This is a genomic window from Nocardioides sp. P4_G10 (assembly GCF_056401175.1).
This window is the reverse complement of sequence record NZ_JBFUJV010000004.1, coordinates 44,066-62,712: the sequence shown is the minus strand read 5'-3', so window position 1 is coordinate 62,712 and position 18,647 is coordinate 44,066. Positions and strand designations below refer to the sequence as shown.

The following is an 18,647-nucleotide window of genomic DNA, read 5'->3' as shown; positions in this document are numbered from 1 at the left end:
TTCAAACTCCTTCCACGATCAACACAGCGATTGGGTCACTGGAGACCGTCAACGCCTTCTTGGATTCCAGGCTGACAACGATGTCCTCGTGATCCTGGGTGAGATTGCGGAGGCGACCTTCGTGGAGTCGGATGATGCGCGGATCTCCACCGGCTGCTCTCAGAGACGCCAGCGTTCCCCTCGTCCTATCAATCTTGCGTGATATTCCTTGTCGACGACTCTGGATGCGCCCTTCCACCATCGCCACATTGTCCCTGCTGCGTTCTGCCTGGACCTCCCGGCGTTTCGACGACAGGAGCGACTCCAGTGTTGTCAACGGCACCGTCTCGGATGTCGGCCCGACGACCCTGAAGGTGCCTTCAGCGAGTCCTGTCAGTAGTGGACCTTCCACGTCAGATGCAACCTCGCCCGACACCACATCCACGCCCGTGGCCCAGAACTCGGTGCGTGGTCGAAGGCCCGTGCTGGTCACCAGGTCCAGCCTGACGGCGAACCGCTGCCCTTTGGGGAGGCCAGGAACGCCAACGTAGCCAAACCGCCTCAGGTAGAGATCATCTTCCGCAAGGGTATGCAAGGCCAGAGTCACCAACGGGTGACGGCTCGACAGCAGTTCGATGCTGTGCCCGCTGGCTACATCGGAGGAGAACGTCACCCGGATGTCGTCCTCGTCCCGGAGCAACTGGGCGAGCTGCGGGACGGTGTACATCGTGCCCTGACGGGCGAGTCTTGACCGCAGCAGCGCAGTACCCAAGGGGTGTGTCCCACGCAGGGTGGCAAAACCTTCGCCATCCTTCGCCGAGATCGACCCGCCGTAACGCTTGAACAGCACGTCAAGCAGCCGTCGCACCTCGGACTCACCGACATAGCGGCCATCGGTCGGCCCTCGATTTGTCATCCCATCGATCTCGAGGAGATCCGGAGTGGTCAACAGTGCGCTCGACTCGCCGAGGCTCTCAATCTGCTGCTGCTTCGCCTCGATCGCGACGGCGATTCGATCCGTCTGCTGAAGCCGCTGGGCGTCGTTGAGGTTGGGGTCCATCAGCTCGTTGGTCCAATGCTCAAGCTCATCTCGCAGGATGGGCTCGAGCTCGCCGATCGACTCCGTGAACACGCCGATCCGGTGGTACAGGCGCTCGAAGATGTCAGTCTCGATCGTGCCAGGGATGTGCATGTTGTAGATGAAGATCTTGGGGTGCTTCTGGCCGAACCGGTCCAAACGACCAATGCGCTGCTCGACCTGCATGGGGTTCCACGGTAGGTCGTAGTTGACCAAGACATTGCAGAACTCGAAGTCCAAACCCTCCGACCCGACCTGGCTGAGAAGGAGCAATTCGAACTTGCCGGCTCGAAAGTCCTCCATAATGACCTCCCGCTCGGCCATCTTGGTGCTGCCTGTGAGAACCCTGACGGAGAAGTCGTCTGCGAGTCGATCGCCCAGGTAGTTCAATGTGCCCCTGAAGAAGGAAAAGACCATGGCCTGTCTCATGCCATGTGCGCGCGCCTCGAGAAGGCGGTCGCGCAGAGCTTCGAACTTCGAGTCATGGGTGATCGGAACATCAAGACCCATGACGGCTTGATACTCCTCAGCGGTCATCTGGTCGGCGGGGACGCCGTAGCCCTCTTCGTCCCCGTCTTCGGTGATCTCGACCGTGACACCTTCGAAGTCCGTGCGTGAGAGCATCTGCCGCATCGCGGGGATGCATGAGGCGGCCTGCCGCAGCGGCATCTGCATCGCGAAACCAGTAGGGATACGACGTTCCTTTGCCTTTGCCATGTACAGGCGCTTGACACCGTTGTAGAAGGCCCTTTCCTCGTCGGTCCACTTCACATCGATCTTTCGAGCCTCGCGCTCGGCCTTGGCATCGGGAACGTCCACCTTGCGAGTGCGCGTGAACACACTGCTGAGTGTGTTCAGTTCGTTGATCAACCGCTTCGCTCGCGCTCGGTCCCGTGCATCGAGAGGCTCCCGACGGTCCAACAAGGTGCGCAATACCTCGTAGTCGGGTCGGGCTGTGACCGCATCGCCCAGAGACATGTCGTGGATCTCGGAGAGCTTGGCGAGAAGCTTGCGCGGGTCTTCCTGTTCCGCTCTCGCTAGTTCTCGTAGTACGGCATTCAGGACCTTGTTGGGTTCCAGCTGGGACTGGAAGGTGACGGGATCATCGAACTGTTCGGCATCGAGGAGGTTCATCAGGTTGAACAGGTCCTCACGACCTAGATTCAGCGGCGTAGCGGACAAGAAGACGAGAGTGTCTGCCCAGTCCGACAGGAGTTGTCCCAGCGCGTGCGTGCTGGTTCCCCGATTCCGCATCGCGTGGGCCTCATCGACGATGACAAGGTCGAAGTGCGGATTGACCTCTTGGAGCTTCTCCAACACATCATCGGCGCGGCGAAGTGCCTGGAGGGACATCACGGCGTGGAACTCTTCGTCTCGGCCCCTGCTTGACTCTGTGGCGAAATCTCGGACTCGCGCGAGGTCCGCTATCTCGATCGGCCGGTCGAAACGGCGCCGCATTTCTGCACGCCACTTCTGAACCAAGGCGGCTGGCGCGAGGACCAGCACGCGGCGCAGCCGTTCTCTCTGTTCGAGCTCAGTCCAGATGAGTCCGGCTTCGATCGTCTTGCCGAGGCCGACCTCGTCTGCGATGAGCAATCGACCGGAAGGTGAGTTGAGCAGCTTGAGCACGGGCACGAACTGGTACGGACGGAACACGGTCTTCGACGCGGCAAAGGAGTAGAGCATGTCGGAGAGCGGATGACTCAACTTCGCATAACTCAGGGTGAGGGCGAGATCGTTGGCGTCCCCCGGAACGTCGCGTAGCCAGAACTCGGGATCGTGTGGATCGCCTTCAACCAGTTCCAAGTCGTCTTCGTTGAAGGTCCGTGTGCGACCCTCAGCTCGCATCTGTACGTCATACCCGTGCGCATGGAGGACGACTTTGGTCACCGTCCCGACCTGCTGCTCTCCACGGGGCCGAACGAGGTCGCCGAGCGCGAAAGCACAACCGGACGCCATGGGTCGTGCGTCGTCCCACCAGTCGAGGATGGTGCCGACGTTGCCGAGGTGGCCAGAAGCGTCGCGGTCAGCCGCTTCTTCAGGCTGCGCGGCCTCGCCGGTCGGGACAATTACCAGGCTCCACTGGCTACCGCTCTCCACTGCGTACGCTCCGCGCTTCAAGAGCGCGGCAAGCTTTGGGTCAGTCGTCCTAATCTCAACGGCGAGAGGGCGCAGCCCGGCAAGAATCTCCTCCGTCGGGGCCCCGACGATGAGGGCAGTCGCTGGGCCTAGAGAAGCGGTCCACGAGACGTCTGTCAGCGACGGCCGATACATCCGGTCAACTCTGCTCACGCCTGCGCCTCGCGATCCAGACTCATGGACGCTTCCCGCCGGCCTTCTTAGCCGCACGGCGAGGCGCCGGTGCACCCAGCACCTGCGTGGCCATCTGCACCCATCCCGGTTGATCGACTCCACCGCGGTCGTCGCTCCACATGAGGACGCCCCGAGAACCTTCGACCTGAGGCTCGTCGAAGGGACGGAAACCATGCCCCACGTACCAAGCCTTCTTGGCGCTCCAGTCGGCGGCGTACTTGGGGTTGCCCATCATGCCTAGGTGCTCCCAGATGACGGTGTCGCCCGACGCGGTTTCGATGGTGAAGTCGGGGTACTTCGTGACCCCATCCACCGTCAGCGGCTGCTCATACGACCAACGATCGGGCGCGACGTTCTCAAGGATCGACGCGACGATGACCTCATTCTTGCTGCGCACCATCACGTTGCCGGGCGCAACGTGGATGAGGTTGCTGTCGAACCTGCGGAGTCCGTCCCCCACGGTCATGTCTCGCGGCGAAGGTGGCCTGAACAGATCCGTCATGCGGCGCGCCGTCTCTGAGAGCGCAGGTGAGGTCAGGGCGAAGATGTCGTCGATGGAGCCCTCGTGGAGGATGACGACCTTCTTGGTCTGCCGCGTCAGGGCTGTGTAGAGGAGCTCGCGACTGACAGCGACGCGAGACGGGAGGACCAGGAAGGTCGTGCCGAACTCCGACCCCTGCGACTTGTGCACGGTGACAGCCCATGCCAGCTCGAGGGGAGGATCATCCGTCGCCGATGGGCGATAGCCGTAGGTTGCGCCGACCTGGGAGGAGAACTCAACGTTCGCGAAGGTCGGCGACTTGCTGGCTCGCCCAACCACCACGCCGATCTCTCCGTTGGCGACGTAGTTCAGCCCTGCTCCGTCCGGGTAGGCCTTGGCACGACCATCGTTTCGGGTCTGCATGACCTTGTCTCCGAGAACGATCTGCTCGGGGCCCAATGGCTTGGGCGGACGATGACCCCAGGGATGCCGTGCCCAGTCGAGATCACCTGCGCGATAGCGCTGTTTGATCAAGCGGTTCAATTCGACCGTGCCGAAGACGCGCGATCGGGTTGGGGAGAGGATCTGCCACGCTTCACAGTTCTGTCCCGCGCCCGGTACGTCGCCTTGGTCCGGGCCGATCTGCCAGTTCACCCACTTGCCGTCCTGCGATAGATGCCCACCATAGGTGAGCTTGAACGCCTTCTCTGGCTCAGGATGATCCGCAAGGGAGAACTCCGATTCAATCGCGTCGATCAGTGTCTCGACCACCCCCATGTCACCCCACGGGCGGCATTCCAGAGTCGGTGAGTTCTCGCCAAGTCGCATTTTCTGCCAGATCGCATCCGCCCCCGGCGGAAGGTCGCCCCCGCCGAACCAGCGTGCGAGCGCGAGGTCATCGCGCTCAGCGTCCTTGCCCTTCTGCCGCCGAAAGACCGTGAGCTCGACATACCCGGGTGCAACGCGGTGGATGGCGGAAAACGACTCGGGCTTAAGCCATTCGACGATATCGACGAACGGGCGGCCGGCTCCGATCGGCGGCAACTGGCGGTGGTCCCCCACAAGCACCAGACGCTTCACACCATTGAGCGCACTGAGGGTCGCAGCCAGCATCTCCTCCGTCAGCATCGACGCTTCATCGATAACGACCAGTCCGAATTGTTCCTTCTTGGCCGGGTCTACGACTGAGTACCGCCCGGTGTCCGAGTCATACCCGCCCTTCTTCACGAGGAAGCTCGCCAGCGTCCGAGCAGTGTGTCCAACCTTGGACTGAAGCTGCACGCGCGCCTTGCCGGTCGGGGCGAGTAGCAGGACGCCATCTGCCTGGATGCTGGGTTCCTGAACCAAGGCCTCGAGGACCGACGTCTTCCCCGTACCCGCTGGACCCACCAGCACTGTAAGTCGCGACGCATAGAGCTCGTCCAGACCGGCCGCCTTTTCGGACCGGGCCAACTCCTCCTGTGCGTCGCCGGGATCCTGGGCACCGAACTTGTCATCGATCCGCTCACGAGCATCGAAAGTCACCTTGAAGCGGCTCGCCCCGCGACGCTCCCCCATGTGATCGGAGATGTCGCGGCCAACCTCGTGCAAGTGCACGAGCTTGTACGCCGGCAGTCCGCCGGCGAACTCTGCCCCCACGAGTGGGGTCCACAGCGGATAGTCATTCAGACTTGGAGCGTCAAGGTGGTGGGACTTGAGCAGGGCTTTGGACACGGGGCAGGGTCTTGTCACCGGGACTTCGGCGGCCAATGACAAGACTTGTTCTTGACCGGCAATCGTGTCCCCTTCGTCTGCGAGGCGCTCGAGGACCTCGACCAGGAGCGCTTCAACTCGACGGCCATCACCCGGATCAGTCATCCCAGCCAGGTCCGCTACAAGGTTCACCCAGTCGACGTGAACCGCGGGAAAACATGCCTGGTCGACGGTTGCGAACGCAATGGGGTTGAGCGATCGGTAGGTACACGTCGCCGCGAAGTAGGGATTCTCCACGAGCTCGGCAGCCGTCACCCCCATGGTGGATCGTCCGTCCATGAGGTCGGAGACCTGTGCCGCGTCGACGTCCATAGCGGAAAGGATCCGTAGCGCCATCTTCTCGTCATCCTCGAGACCGCGCCATGTGCCTCCAACGGACGGAGGAAGGACTGCCGCAAGTTCCTTCCCCAGCGCCTGTGTGGAATCGAAGGCCCGTTCGACGACGAACCACGGGTCTTGTTGCCAGTCTGCGTCCTCCACCAGGCGTCTGATCACCTGATGCGCCGACTCGGCGCCGAGGTAGCGCAGAACGGCAGCGAGGCCGGGGGCCGGTCCGCGCAGCTGCCATAGACGGTCGATCTGCTCGTCCACCCACGCCAGCGCGGATCGCGGGATGTTGACTCCAAGACCCGCCATGCCTTCTGCGGCTGCGCGGAGTTCCTTGAGGGCAGCGATAGCTGTGTCGTCGGACAGGTGCTCAGTGACGTAGGAGAACTCATGTGTGGAGTCCGCCGGGGCCCACGCGAGCGCACTGCTCACATCGACGCCGGTGTCCATCAGGGGGACCAGCTCCTGATAGGGAAGAAGGAAGCCCTGCTTCTGGTCTGGCCGAAGGCTGTGGCCGATGATCGTTTCCCACATGGACGAGTCGAACGGCTGCTGACCCGATTGGTTCCACATTGGCGGGGGTGTCACCGAGGTGACGAGAGCAGCTCCCGCGAGGAGGCGTTGGGTCGACTCTTCCTGGAGGGGGGAGTGCTTCAGGTAGACGAGAACGAGGCTGGTGTTGGGGACGACGTCGGCGAAGAACCTCGAGATCAAAGCCCGCTGGTTGTGGCCATCCATCAACCAACCCGGGGTGAACTTGAGAACGCTGTGGGCGTGGTCTTCGCGCTCGGGCCTGTAGTCATCCACATCTCGCCACAGCTCTTCGTCCACGGCCTCTCGACTGAGCCAGCGAAAGGGCACAGCTTCGAATGCGTACGGCGGAACCGTCACCGTAGTCGGATGCAGGTGTCCCTTGAGGGCTCGGTTCACGCGGTAGGGGTGCTCCTTGGCCACCGTGTAGCCGTGTGAGGACATGAAGCTGCCCCGCTCGCTGAGGCACGGCAGGCGCTCCGGTGTGGGCAGGTCAGCTATTGAGTGTCCGGCAACCTTCAACTCCCATGGGTCGTCGCGCTTGTCACCGATGTTTTTGAGCAACAGACACGAACTGTTGTCCAGAGGCGCACGACAGACCTTGTCGTCCCACGGCTGATCTCGCCATGGCACTCGCATCGAGATGTGTTTGACAAGGGACATGTCGCCTCCGGTAGCTACGTCATCGTGCACTACGGCTTCGTTCGTTCACCTAAGTCGTCACGAGTTGCATCAGCTCGGAGTAGTTGGTGACGACCTCGTACTTCACACCGGGGCTCCCTGTCTCGTCGTTCAACTTCTCGAAGAGCTTGCGCGCGCATTCGATCTTCGCCTTCTCCGATGGACGGAGTTCGAGCGACGAGAGCGAACCCTTAGTCTCGGCGACGAAGTAGACGTGCTTGACATCCCCCTCCTTGAACGCGATTGCCCAGTCGGGGTTGTAGTCGTCCAGCGGCGTCGGAATCTTGAAGCCTCGGGGCAATTTCGTATACACCACAACCTCCTCGCTCACATCGAGGGATGCACCGAATGCTCGCTCCACCTCCGAGTCGTGAACGACGTACTCGTAGATGTTGCGGTTCGGAGTATGCGCGGCCTTGGACAGATCCCGCGCTGTCTGATTTTCCGTGAAGATGGACGAGTCGTACCTATCGTCCAACAGGTCGTACTCGATGTGCTCGACCACAGCCGCAGCCTTCTGCTCGTTGATGAGCCTGGCCGCTTCGGTGATGAACTGCTCAGGGTTTTGCTTGAACTTCGCGAACGTGTCCGGCCGCACCTTCTTCAGAATCGCAGCGCACGTCCTGCGAGTGAGGTTGGTCTTGTCGGCGATCTCACCGAGCAGGTCGTACGGCACGGTTGAGCTGGCACTCAGCGAAGACTCCTCCATCTTGGTACGAGCGACCTTGAAACTCTCACCAGACTCCAAGTGCTCAGCCTCAACGACGTCGCGCTGGACGCCCTCCACGACGACGTACTGAAGCCGCGCAACTTGCAACGAGGTGTCGAGCACACGTACGCAGTTGACGATGAGCTCCTGCGAATCGAAGTCGACCTGATAGACGACCCGTCGATTGATCCGCTCCCAGAGTTCCTTGAATTCCTTCTTGCCGAAGTTGGCCTTGTTCATCGGCACGACCTGCCCCTTGCGGGAGTCGTCCACCTTCGGCGCCTGGACGTTGAGGGAGTCGATCAGCAAAGCAAGCTGCGGGAAGAACGGGTCCAACTTGGGGAGCATCGCAGGCATCTCAAGGAGGTCCTTGCGGCCGATCCACTTCTCGGTGATCTGATTGTCGAAGTCAACGAAGTCGTGCTTGATCAGCCAGTGCTGCAGTTGCTTGGCATCGTCGATCGTGAGCGTCAGCTCTCCTCCCGCCTCGTCATGAACGACAGAGCCTGCAAAGAAGTCGGGCGTCGCCTTTCTCGGTCGGGCGCTGAGCAGTCGCAGCGTCTCATCTTGGAAGCCCTTCACAAAGTCGAGATACGACTCCTCGGTGACGACCGTCAGCACATTGATGTCGTGGACGGTCACCGGGTTGTCGGCGCGCTCCCCATGTCGATCCACGGCGAGACGAAGTCCGCGACCAACTTCCTGTCGGCGCGAGTCGCCGGCCGTCGCCTTCTTCAGGAACCCCAGTGTGAAGACATTCGGGTTGTCCCAACCCTCTCGAAGGGCCGAGTGGCTGAAGATAAATCGGAGGGAGTAGTCCGGGTCGAGCAGCTTCTCCTTGTCCCGCAGGATCGCGTCGTAAGCCTCGGCGTCCTTAGAGATGCCCTGCTTCTCATCCGAAGCATCCGACGAGTCGCTGTTGACCCAGCGGCCGGTCCTCTTGTCGACCGAGAAGTACCCGTTGTGGATGTCCTGAACGGAGTCACGCTCGAGGTAGGTGCGGTACTCACTGGTCTCATCCAGGTCCAACTCATCGAGCTTGGCCGCGCACAGCGCCTGGTACTCCTCCTCGAAGGTCCGGGCGTAATCGCCGCGGCGATCAGGCTGGTCGTAGTCGCGGTACTTCACCACCTCGTCGATGAAGAACAGCGACAGCACCTTGATGCCCTGCCTGAACAACTGCTGTTCTTTGTCCAAGTGGGCACGAATCACCTCGCGAATCTGGAGACGCCGCTTCTGCTCATCGGTGACATCGTTGGTGACTTGACCACCTTGGAGGGTCTGCCCGTCGAGGAGCGTCACGGTGTTCGAGATGGCGTCGATGTCGTCGATGACAAGCCCCTTGTAGGCCTCGATGCCGCCAGAAAGGTCGTGCAGTCGCGATCCCTGCTGGACCTTCATGGTCTTACGAACGATTGGGCCGCCCTTCGTCTGAACCTCGAGCTCGAGCCGCGCCTTAGGGAAATCGGCGCCCTTGCCGAGTTCAAGCCCGTCTACATAGAGATAGGCACTGCTGCCGGCCAGTCCCTTCACGCTGATCCCGCGGGCAGCGATCCGCTTGACGAGCTTCTTGTTGTAGGCGTCGAGCGCGTCGAGACGGTGGACCTTGTTGTGCTCGATGGCGTGAGTCGCCGAGTACCGAAGCGCGAAGAGCGGGTTGAACCGACCTAGGGCCTTGAGCGTCTCGCTTGGCTTCTTCGGATTGCTGCCCAGCCGCTGAGGCTCGTCGATGATGAGGATCGGCCGGTTTGCCGCGATCACGTCGATAGGGCGACGCGACTTGAACGCGTCCAGGGTCTTGAACATCTTGAGGCCCGATGCCTTGCCGGTGCTGCCGGCGTCGCTGTCTGCCTTCTTCGCATCGCGGTTGAAGTTCTGCGCGTTGATGATCATGACCTGGATGCCATCGTCGGACGAGAACGTCTCGACTGCGTCGAGATGGTCTGAGTCGTACACAAAGGCGCGGGCCTGGGTTCGGTACTCTCCCAGGAAGTGCTCAGCGGTGATCTCGAAGGACTTCTTGACGCCCTCACGGATGGCAATGCTCGGTACGACCACCACGTACTTGGACCATCCGAACTGCCGATGCAGTTCCATGATCGTCTTGATGTAGACGTACGTCTTCCCCGTCCCCGTCTCCATCTCGATGTCGAGGTTGAGGCCAGCCGCGGGGCTCACCACAAGTTCCGGCGAAAGCGGCAACCCACTCGTACGTCGCTGCACGGCATGGATATTTTCGAGGACCTGAGCGGGACCGAGCACCAGGTCGCTGTTCCCATAGCCGGTTCCATTGGTGGGCTGCCCGAGGGCAAGCTGTGCCTGCGCCGAGCGAGAAGCGCGGCCGGGATCGATCTTGTAGGTGATGTTGTCCGCGAACGGTTGGCGGTGCACCGCTCGGAAGCAATCGACCACAGCCTCGACTGCTGCAGTCTGGTACTCCTGGACCTTGAACTGAAGCTTCATCGAGTCAGAGCACCTTCAGATCGGTGTCCGGGGAGATCTGCTTGAACGCCTGTTCTGCGTTGATCCGCGCCGCGTCAGTCTCAAAGCCGGAGTCACGGAACACTGCTCTGAGCGGCGAGCGACTCGCCACCGCGCGGACAAGTTGGTCGTCGATGTCGTCGTCGAAGCAGGCGACCAACGCGTCTCCCTCAACCGAGAAGACTTCGTGTCCGTCGACCTTCTCTACGGTGACCGGCGCGCTGAGGTCCAGGCCCCAATCGATGAGTACCTCGAACAGGATGTCTTCGCCCGTTCGATCCTGCTTCACGCTCTCGGTCAGAAGGTCCAGGGTGTCTTGCTCAGCTGCATCCGGCGTGGTCGTCACATCAGCGAAGTTGCTCGTGTCAATCGTGAACGCCCGGAACCCAACGTCACGCTTCCAGTCAGACTGCGCGCTTTCCGAGCTCACCTTCGCGCCAGCGCTCGCGACGCGAATCTTGGTCAGTTCTGAGATCGTCAACGGTTTGTCGAACTTCTGCAGATACTTGATGGCGTTCTGGATCGTTGTCTTGGCGGCTCCAGTTGCGGATTTCAGATTGTCCTCCAGAGCCTCGGGCAGCTGCACGAGAATCACCGGGCAGTTGAGCCCCGTTCGAGCGCACAGTTCAAAGACCGCCTCCGCGGTGGAACCCGAACCTGCGAAGAAGTCCATGACGATTCCGCCGCGACCACCGAGGACATACTCAAAGAGCCGCGACAACTCGAAGTGATCCTTCGGATTGTTGAAGACCTGCGCCCCCATCAGGTTGCGTAGATGCCGGACAGATACCTGGGACTGCTTGTAAAAGTAGCTCCCTCGGACCTGAACGGCGAGGCCAGCGTCGTCTCCGTCTTCGACCTCATCCTCCACGCTGTCGACTTCACCCTCGACGGGCCTGAGGTGGGACTTCCGGAACGGCGGCTGCGTGTGGTCGTCGCGGAAAACGATCAGGTCAAGCCCGATGCGCCGCTTCATCTCGTCCTCGCCATAGCGCCATCCCGCTTCGGGGACCGCGCATGGCAGTTCGGTCACCGGATGGATGACGTCATACCTCGGTCCGCCACCTCCCGGCCAAGAGATGTTGTCGTCACGCCAGGGACCGTTACTGTCGACGTGGCGTGTACGCGAGAGCTTCTTGGCCGGACTGGACTTCGGGAGCGCCTTGTACCAAGCCGTTAGTGCCTCCTCCACCGCTTCGTCGTTGTCTCCGTGAAGTTCGCGCAACCGGAGATACTCGTCCCAAACCTCGCGTGCTCCCGGCTTCTCCTCGCGCCACTCGGTCTTTCGCTCGCGGAGGGTCGCCTTCGACTTGGCGTAGACCATGACGTACTCGTGGCCGACCGAAAAGAACTTCGCGTCGTTCTTACGGCCCTTCTCCCAAACGAGTTGAGCGATGAAGTTCTGTTCGCCGAAGACTTCGTCCATGAGGCGACGGAGGGACGCTTGCTCCGCGTCGTCGATGCTGACGAGGATGACGCCATCCTGAGCCAGAAAGCGCTTCGCAAGCCGGAGCCGCGGATAGATCATGCTTAGCCAGTCCGAGTGGAATCGACCGTTCGCCTCGGTGTTCGACCGCAACTTCTCGCCGGCGTAATTGACCTGTGTCGACCTCCACAGGTACTCGTCCTTGGAGGTGGCGAAGTCGTCGCGGTAGACCAAGTCCCCGCCAGTGTTGTACGGCGGGTCGATATAGACGAGCCGAACCTTTCCGAGGTAGGACTCCTGGAGGAGCTTCAGCGCCTCCAAGTTGTCGCCCTCGATGAGGAGATTCTTGGTGGTGTCGAAATCAACCGAGTCCGCCCGGCTCGGGCGCAGGGTCTTCGAGATCGGGGCGTTCGAGGCGAACTCCGCTGCCAGCTTGCCGGGCCAGTCGATCTGGTAGACCTCCTTCGCGCCGTCGACGACGTAGTCGCTGAGCTCTTGACGGAGGGCCTCAAAGTCGATCTGATGCACGAGGTTGCCGACGTCGTCACGCCCCTCCGTGACGACCTGCGGGAAGAGTCCGGCGATGGCCTCAACGTTCTTGGCGGTCACGTCGGCCGACTGCAGCTCAAGCTTTTCCATCTGTTCCTCTCACACCAGATCCGCGAGCGCGGCCTGTCGGTCCTTCAGTTGTCGGCGTAGCGCCATTTTCCGATTCAGCTGCGCTTCATTCCGGAGCTTCCGCTCCAAGGCGGATATCTCTCGCTCGAGCGAGCGAACGGTCGTTAGTCTGCCGATGACCTCCGAAAGAGGCTCACCGGCGCGCGGCGCGACGGGGGCCAACGGCTGTAGCAGCTCGGTATACATACTCGTGAGGTCGATGGCTGGCGGCAGCGGTACCCGGTCGCGAGAGCGAGAGCGAGAGGCAGGCTGCCAGTCGGTGCTGAGGTAGGGGCCTAACTTCGGAGTGCCACCGCCCAGCTGCTTGTGGGCAGCGACCATCCGAGTGACGGGATCCGCCTCCTGACTACCGCGGATGATCTCGAAGATGATCGGCGACCGGACGACCTTGTCTATCGCCTCGAGAACGCCCACTGCCACGTCGTCTTCTTTGGCGTCGATCTCGAAGACTTGGATCTCCGGTACTTCAACGCTGCCTGGAAGGTTGATCGTGCCTTCGGCCAGCTTGTATGCCCAAGTGATACGCCGTACGTCGGAGACGAAGCGCTCCTTGAGCGATACCCCGATCGACGCGTGTTCATAGAACTTCGCCTTCGCAACCACACGGCCGAACTTGGCCGCGTCCGGCCAGCGATAAAGAAGCGCTGTCACGCGGTCTCCCCTTCTGCGTCGACGACGGCGAGGAAGGCGATCAGCTCGAAGTCGTCGAGCCCGGCGATGGTTTGGGTGAGCGCAGTGGTCGGTCCATCTGTGAAGAGGCTGTCCACGTCTTGCTCGTCGGTGACCTCGATCATGGATCGGATGGCCGCGGTGAGGAGCTCGGAGTACTTGCTCATCTCCGCACCCTCGTGGGTTGCGGCGTTGAATATCCGGGTCACGGCATTCACCGGCTGATCAAAGGGACGACAGCCGGCCCTGATGACATCGAGGAGGTGCTTGACCTCGGTGTGATCGGCGATGACCTTGCCGTCAAGGTCGAGATAGATCAAATAGTGAGGGTGGAGGCGGTTTCCGCGATTGATGCTCTCGTCGGCAGTGACGTTGCGAAGGGCATAGATGCCACCAGGATGCAGTCCCTTTGCGGGATCCGCAGGGATGACCGCGTGGAGGCCCTTGGGCGTGGTGTCTAGCTCGCCGTGCTCCTTGATGTAGCCGAGCAGGTCCATCCTGAAGTCGTTCAGCCCCAAGTCCGTGATCGACACCCCTGTGCGTACGTCCTCGAGCTCTATCACCTCGTCTTGAAGCTTGCGGAGCTGCTCCTTGCGGTATGCGGCATCTGCGCTGGCGGGATCAAGGATGTTGTCGTCACCCACCGCCGCGAGATCCGCGATCACCATGCGGTTCTCCACGCGCTCTTTGAGGTTGATGTACTCGTCGAGCGAGATGTCGGGCCAGAAGTTCACGAGCTGGATCTGCGCGTTGGTCGACCCGATGCGGTCAATGCGGCCGAACCGCTGAATGATCCGTACGGGGTTCCAGTGGATGTCGTAGTTCACCAGGAAGTCGCAGTCCTGGAGGTTCTGGCCCTCACTGATCACGTCGGTGCCGATGAGGACATCCAGATCGCCCGTTGTCCCAGGCATGAGAAGGTGCCGCTGCTTGGAGCGCGGGGAGAAGAGCGTGAGCACCTGTTGGAAGTCGAATCCCTTCCCCAAGGTGGTCTTCGCGGCGTGGCCACCTCCAGTGATGATGGCGCTCTCCAGGCCGGCCCGGTGCAGGTCCGGCGACAGCTCTCGGTAGAGGTACTCCGCGGTGTCTGCGAAGGCCGAGAAGATGAGGGCCTTCCGGTTGTCGGGGTTGATCGGGTGCGCTGCTTTGTCCGCGACGATCCGCTTCAATCGCTGCAGCTTCACGTCGTGCTCAGGGGTGACCTTTTGCATCTCCTCCAGGAGCTCGCGCAGTGTTTCGCGGTCGTGCCAGAGGTCACGCTGCCAAGAGTCAACGTCGATGTCTTCGACATCGATCTTGATCTTCGCGCCGAAGGTGAGCGCCTCGATATTGGCGTCGTCCTCGTCGTCTACGTCAAGGTCCAGAGCGGTGAAGTCGACGTCCGTGTCTGAGAGAGCACCCGTGCGGGATGCCAAGCGGCTAAGAATGCCGTCCACGGAGCGCTCGATCTTCGCGACGGTGAGGCGGAATGCTTCGACCGAGCTCTCGAGACGCTTGAGCAGGTTCACGGTCATGAGCTTCTTCAGACCCTGCTCACGGCCCAGTTGACCGAGGTTGGACCGGGCGGTTCCTCCCTTGACGTTGTACAGGTCCTCGTACTTGCCCAAGCGGCTAGGGAAGACGTAGGCAAGCGGGGTGTAGACGGCGAGAGTCAGCGCCTGGATCTGGTCGAAGATCTCGTTGAAGCTCGCGACGTTGGGAAGGTCTGTCAGAGGCTCCCTGATTGAGACAGGAGGCAGTCTTTCGGGGAAGGCGCCGATCTCGCTGGTGTCGTAGAACGCCTGGATATGCTTGCGGGAGCGGGCGATGGTGACCGAGTCGAGGAGCTCGAAGAAGTCGAAGTCGAGCATCGTCAGGATCTGGTCCGCGGTGCGTTCTTCAGGTGCCAGCTTGGACCATTCGTTGAAGACGCGCTGTGCGTCCCTGAAGACCTCCTCGATCGACGTGGAGATGCTCAGGTGTTGCGACAGAGTCTCCGACTCCCCCTCGTAGGCAAGCTGGAGCTGGTTCTTGAGGTCATTGAATCGGTTGTTGACCGGGGTGGCGGAGAGCATGAGCACCTTGGTCTTCACGCCCTCGCGGATCACCCGTCGCATGAGTCGCTGGTAGCGCGACTCCTTCTCTTCCGCGTAGTCGGCGTTGCGGAAGTTATGGGATTCATCAATAACGACGAGGTCGTAGTTGCCCCAGTTGATGCGGTCGAGGCGAAGCCCTAGTGACTCCCCGCGAGTTCTGGAGAGATCGGTGTGGGCGAGGACGTCGTAGTTGAAGCGATCGCTCGCAAAGATGTTGGTAGTCAGGTTGGCGTTGTAGTTCGTCCAGTTCTCAGAGAGCTTCTTCGGCGCAAGGACCAGGACGGACTTGTTGCGGAGCTCGTAGTACTTGATCACCGCCAACGCGGTGAAGGTCTTACCGAGGCCGACGCTGTCAGCGAGGATGCAGCCGCTGTAGGTCTCAAGCTTGTTGATGATGCCCGTCGCAGCGTCGCGCTGAAAGTTGTAGAGGCTCTTCCACACCTGGGTCTCTTGATAGCCCGTGCGGTCGTTGGGGAGGACGTCTTCGTTGATGTCGTCGAGGAACTCCTCGAAGAGGTTGTAGAGGATCAGGAAGTAGATCCGAGCCGGCGAGTTCTCGGCGTACACGCTCGAGATGTGCTCGTAGACCGCCTCGGTGACGTCGTCGAGCTGGGCCGGGTTGTTCCAAATCTGGTCGAACAGCGCGACGTACTGCGCCGTCATCGGGGAGTCGTCAACCTTATGCACCATGTTGGACACAGCGTTTCCGCGCTCATAGCCGAGATCGGCAGTGGTGAAACCCTGGAGCGGCACGTACGCCGCCTTGTCCTCCACGACAGCGAACTGCTGCATCGGGTTGCCGGTTGAGTTAGAACGGAACGTGACCTTGCCACGCACCCACTCTGCGCACTCACGAGCAATGGCCCGCTGGGTTAGTTTGTTGCGCAGCCGGATCTCGAACTCGGAGCCATACAGGCTCGACTCTCCGCGCGCAGCGCTCGGGATGAAGAACTCCCTGCGCTCCTTCCGGAGTTTGTCGGTCACCTTCGTGGTCACGAAGGCAGGCGACGTGAAGATGAACTCCAGCTCACTGACCTGTTCGAGCTCCTTGCGCAAAGCCTCGAAGGCGAAGATCGAGAACGTTGACGCGGCGATGCGGACCTTGGACCCCCGGTCCAGGGTGTCCTTGAGGTCGTCACCCAACAGACGGTTGACGTTGTCGATGATCTCCATCAGTGAGTGCCCCCTCGAGCGACAGCCCACGTCTCCGTGAGACGTCGCGTGGTCGCGACCACGCACGCACCGCTCCTCGTCACGATCACGTCCCAAGGTTAAGGCTCATCGCCCTGTCGCGGGTCAAGAACGACTTCTCGACGTCGAGCATTGTCCTCGCCACGGACCGAACCGCGTCTCCGCTCAATCGACGGCCATGAAGGAGCACTAGTCCATACGATGCGAGTGCTGATCGGCCCGCGCGTCGAGGGGAGCTGCATGAACCGCGATTGGCAGCTTTGGTGCTTGCTGTCTGGAAGCGACCCCGGAAACGGGACCCTCAAGATGCGCTTCAACACAGATCCTCGAGTCGCCGCGATAAGCCGCCTGCCTGGAGAACTGGCTGAATCCCTGGCGCGCGAGGTGTGGCTTGAGCACACCGGGTGTGAGCAGGAGGCGTTTCTGGCGTTCTGGTTCGCTGCAGCGGAGGAGTCACAGCGCCCCCAGCGAGAGGAGGCAGAGCGCCAGCGGCGGGCACAGGCGGCCGCGCTGGAGCGCCAGCGAGTTCAGTTGATGGAACGTCAGCGCGACGAGGAGTTGGCCCGCCGCCGCGCTGCTGGCGAGGCCAGACGAAGCAAGCTCGCCGAGGAAGAGCGGCGGCGCTCGGAGGCAGCGGCACGTGTGGCAGCGGTGCGCGACAGGATCGCCTACTTGTACAACATCATGCCTATCGCCAACCTCCCGAGCATCGTCCAGCGCGGCATTCTTTCCCACAATCTCGCCGCCTCAATCCCCCACGAGGACGTATCGAACGCGGATGTCCAAAACCTGCGCTGGGGTCGCAAGGCTGCGAACGGAACCCGGCTGCACGACCTCGCAAGTCTCTACTTCAATCCACACAACGCGATGCTCTACACGCTGGCGCTTGATCGTCGGGATCTGGTCGTTCTTCGGGTATCGCGCGACGTGCTGAGCTTGCCGGGTGTCCATGTGACTGACGGGAACGCAGCCAACCGCAGTTCGCGCTCCTGGCTACTTGCGGCCGAGTCGCCCGACCTTCCGTTCGATCGCATCTACGCGAGGTACTGGACTGGTGCTGATGGCAGGAGCGACGACGATCTGAAGCGAACCACCCAGGCGGAAGTACTGGTTCCCAACACCGTTCCACCCGAGTTCGTCGAGAGCTTCATCGTGCGTGACCAGTCCGCGTACCGTTGGGTGCGACAGCTGGCTCCCGACCTCCCGGGGAGCGTGGACCCTGATCTGTTCTTTTCGTCCCCGTAGGCCATCAGACTCCGGCCGCCTCTAGATACGATGGCTCCGCTGGACAGAAGACAACCGATCGTTTCAGAGGGGATGGCGATAGTCGATGCCCCTTCATCGACGGCACATCGGCAACGACACGATCATGCAGTCCCGGATGCAAACCATCACCAACACAGTGAACTGCGTTGGCGTGATGGGGAAGGGCGTCGCACTGAAGTTCAAGCGGGCGCACCCCGCAAACTTCGCTGACTACGAAGCGCGATGCCTGGTTCGTCAGGTCCAACCTGGGGTGCCCTACGTCTTCCGCGCCGACCCCAAGCGCGACAAACCCGAGCTTGAGCTGATCCTGAACTTCCCGACAAAGGATCACTGGCGCGACCCTTCGCGGATCGAATGGATCGACGGCGGGCTGCGACTCTTGTCGCACCGCTATACCGAATGGGGCATCACGAGCTTGGCTCTGCCCCCCCTCGGATGCGGCAACGGGCAACTCCAGTGGGGCCAGGTATGGCCTCTCATCAAGCACCACCTGGGCAGCCTGCCCATACCCGTGGAGGTGTGGGTGCCTGACGGAGAGGAGGCAGACGACCCCGTCATGACGGAGGACGCTCAACTCGACCTGTTCTCGTAGTACTGGGAAGAGCCGTCATTGACGGCGCCGGCCATTGCCTTCTCGTGGTTGGGTTCGGCAACGGGCGGCTGAACCGCCTGCATCGGTAGTCGATCGCCGTGACCTCGTGCGGTCCTGCCGATGAACTTCGCCGTGGTGCCAATGGCATCGGAACCGCCGGCCGTGCGAACCGACCCCCAGCGGTTCCGCAATAGGTGGAGGTCTGCCTCTCCCGGCCGAAGGCAGGCACCGCCCATGAGGCGCGGCCGATCAAATGTCGATCATGACGTCCGGGACACGAGCCCATGCCGTGGCTGCGGGGAAGGGCGAGCTCGAGCAGGAGTCCGGCGGCACCCCGCTGGGCGAGAGCCTCCAGCGGGGCGATCACAAAGCGACCGTGCAGGCGGCCCGAACCGCCGGTTCTCTCGCCGGGTCTTGC

General features: G+C 61.6%; 8 protein-coding genes. 2 read left to right on the top strand and 6 right to left on the bottom strand.

What is annotated here, in order from left to right:
- Position 1 precedes the first annotated feature (1 nt).
- The 6 genes from AC1DP1_RS07365 to AC1DP1_RS07340 are packed head-to-tail and all read right to left on the bottom strand — an operon-like array spanning position 2 to position 16,353.
- Entirely contained in the window at positions 2-3,349 is a 3,348-nt protein-coding gene (locus AC1DP1_RS07365; protein ID WP_477506315.1) for a DEAD/DEAH box helicase, read from the bottom strand.
- Positions 3,350-3,371: 22 nt separating this feature from the next.
- The gene (locus tag AC1DP1_RS07360; protein WP_477506314.1) at positions 3,372-7,124 is read right to left on the bottom strand and encodes an AAA family ATPase; all 3,753 of its coding nucleotides are present in this window, start codon (positions 7,122-7,124) and stop codon (positions 3,372-3,374) included.
- Positions 7,125-7,173: 49 nt separating this feature from the next.
- A complete protein-coding gene (locus AC1DP1_RS07355) occupies positions 7,174-10,314 on the bottom strand; it encodes a type III restriction-modification system endonuclease (RefSeq protein ID WP_477506313.1) in 3,141 nt (1,046 codons plus the stop codon).
- Between the two features lie 4 nt (positions 10,315-10,318).
- A complete protein-coding gene (locus AC1DP1_RS07350) occupies positions 10,319-12,397 on the bottom strand; it encodes a site-specific DNA-methyltransferase (RefSeq protein WP_477506312.1) in 2,079 nt (692 codons plus the stop codon).
- A 9-nt stretch (positions 12,398-12,406) separates the two neighbouring features.
- Positions 12,407-13,087 carry a DUF4391 domain-containing protein gene (locus AC1DP1_RS07345; RefSeq protein WP_477506311.1) on the bottom strand — a complete coding sequence of 227 codons (681 nt, stop codon included), beginning with the start codon at positions 13,085-13,087 and terminating at the stop codon, positions 12,407-12,409.
- Complete coding sequence (locus tag AC1DP1_RS07340; protein ID WP_477506310.1) at positions 13,084-16,353, bottom strand: helicase-related protein; 3,270 nt, start codon at positions 16,351-16,353, stop codon at positions 13,084-13,086. The genes AC1DP1_RS07345 and AC1DP1_RS07340 overlap by 4 nt, the downstream gene beginning before the upstream one ends.
- Before the next feature lie 219 nt (positions 16,354-16,572).
- On the opposite strand from AC1DP1_RS07340, the gene AC1DP1_RS07335 reads away from it, so the two are divergent.
- Together AC1DP1_RS07335 and AC1DP1_RS07330 are read left to right on the top strand one after the other, a co-directional pair.
- Complete coding sequence (locus AC1DP1_RS07335; protein ID WP_477506309.1) at positions 16,573-17,616, top strand: DUF4433 domain-containing protein; 1,044 nt, start codon at positions 16,573-16,575, stop codon at positions 17,614-17,616.
- 124 nt (positions 17,617-17,740) lie between these two features.
- Positions 17,741-18,229: a macro domain-containing protein gene (locus AC1DP1_RS07330; RefSeq protein WP_477506308.1), complete on the top strand. Its 489-nt coding sequence runs from the start codon at positions 17,741-17,743 to the stop codon at positions 18,227-18,229.
- The last annotated feature ends 418 nt before the right edge of the window (positions 18,230-18,647 follow it).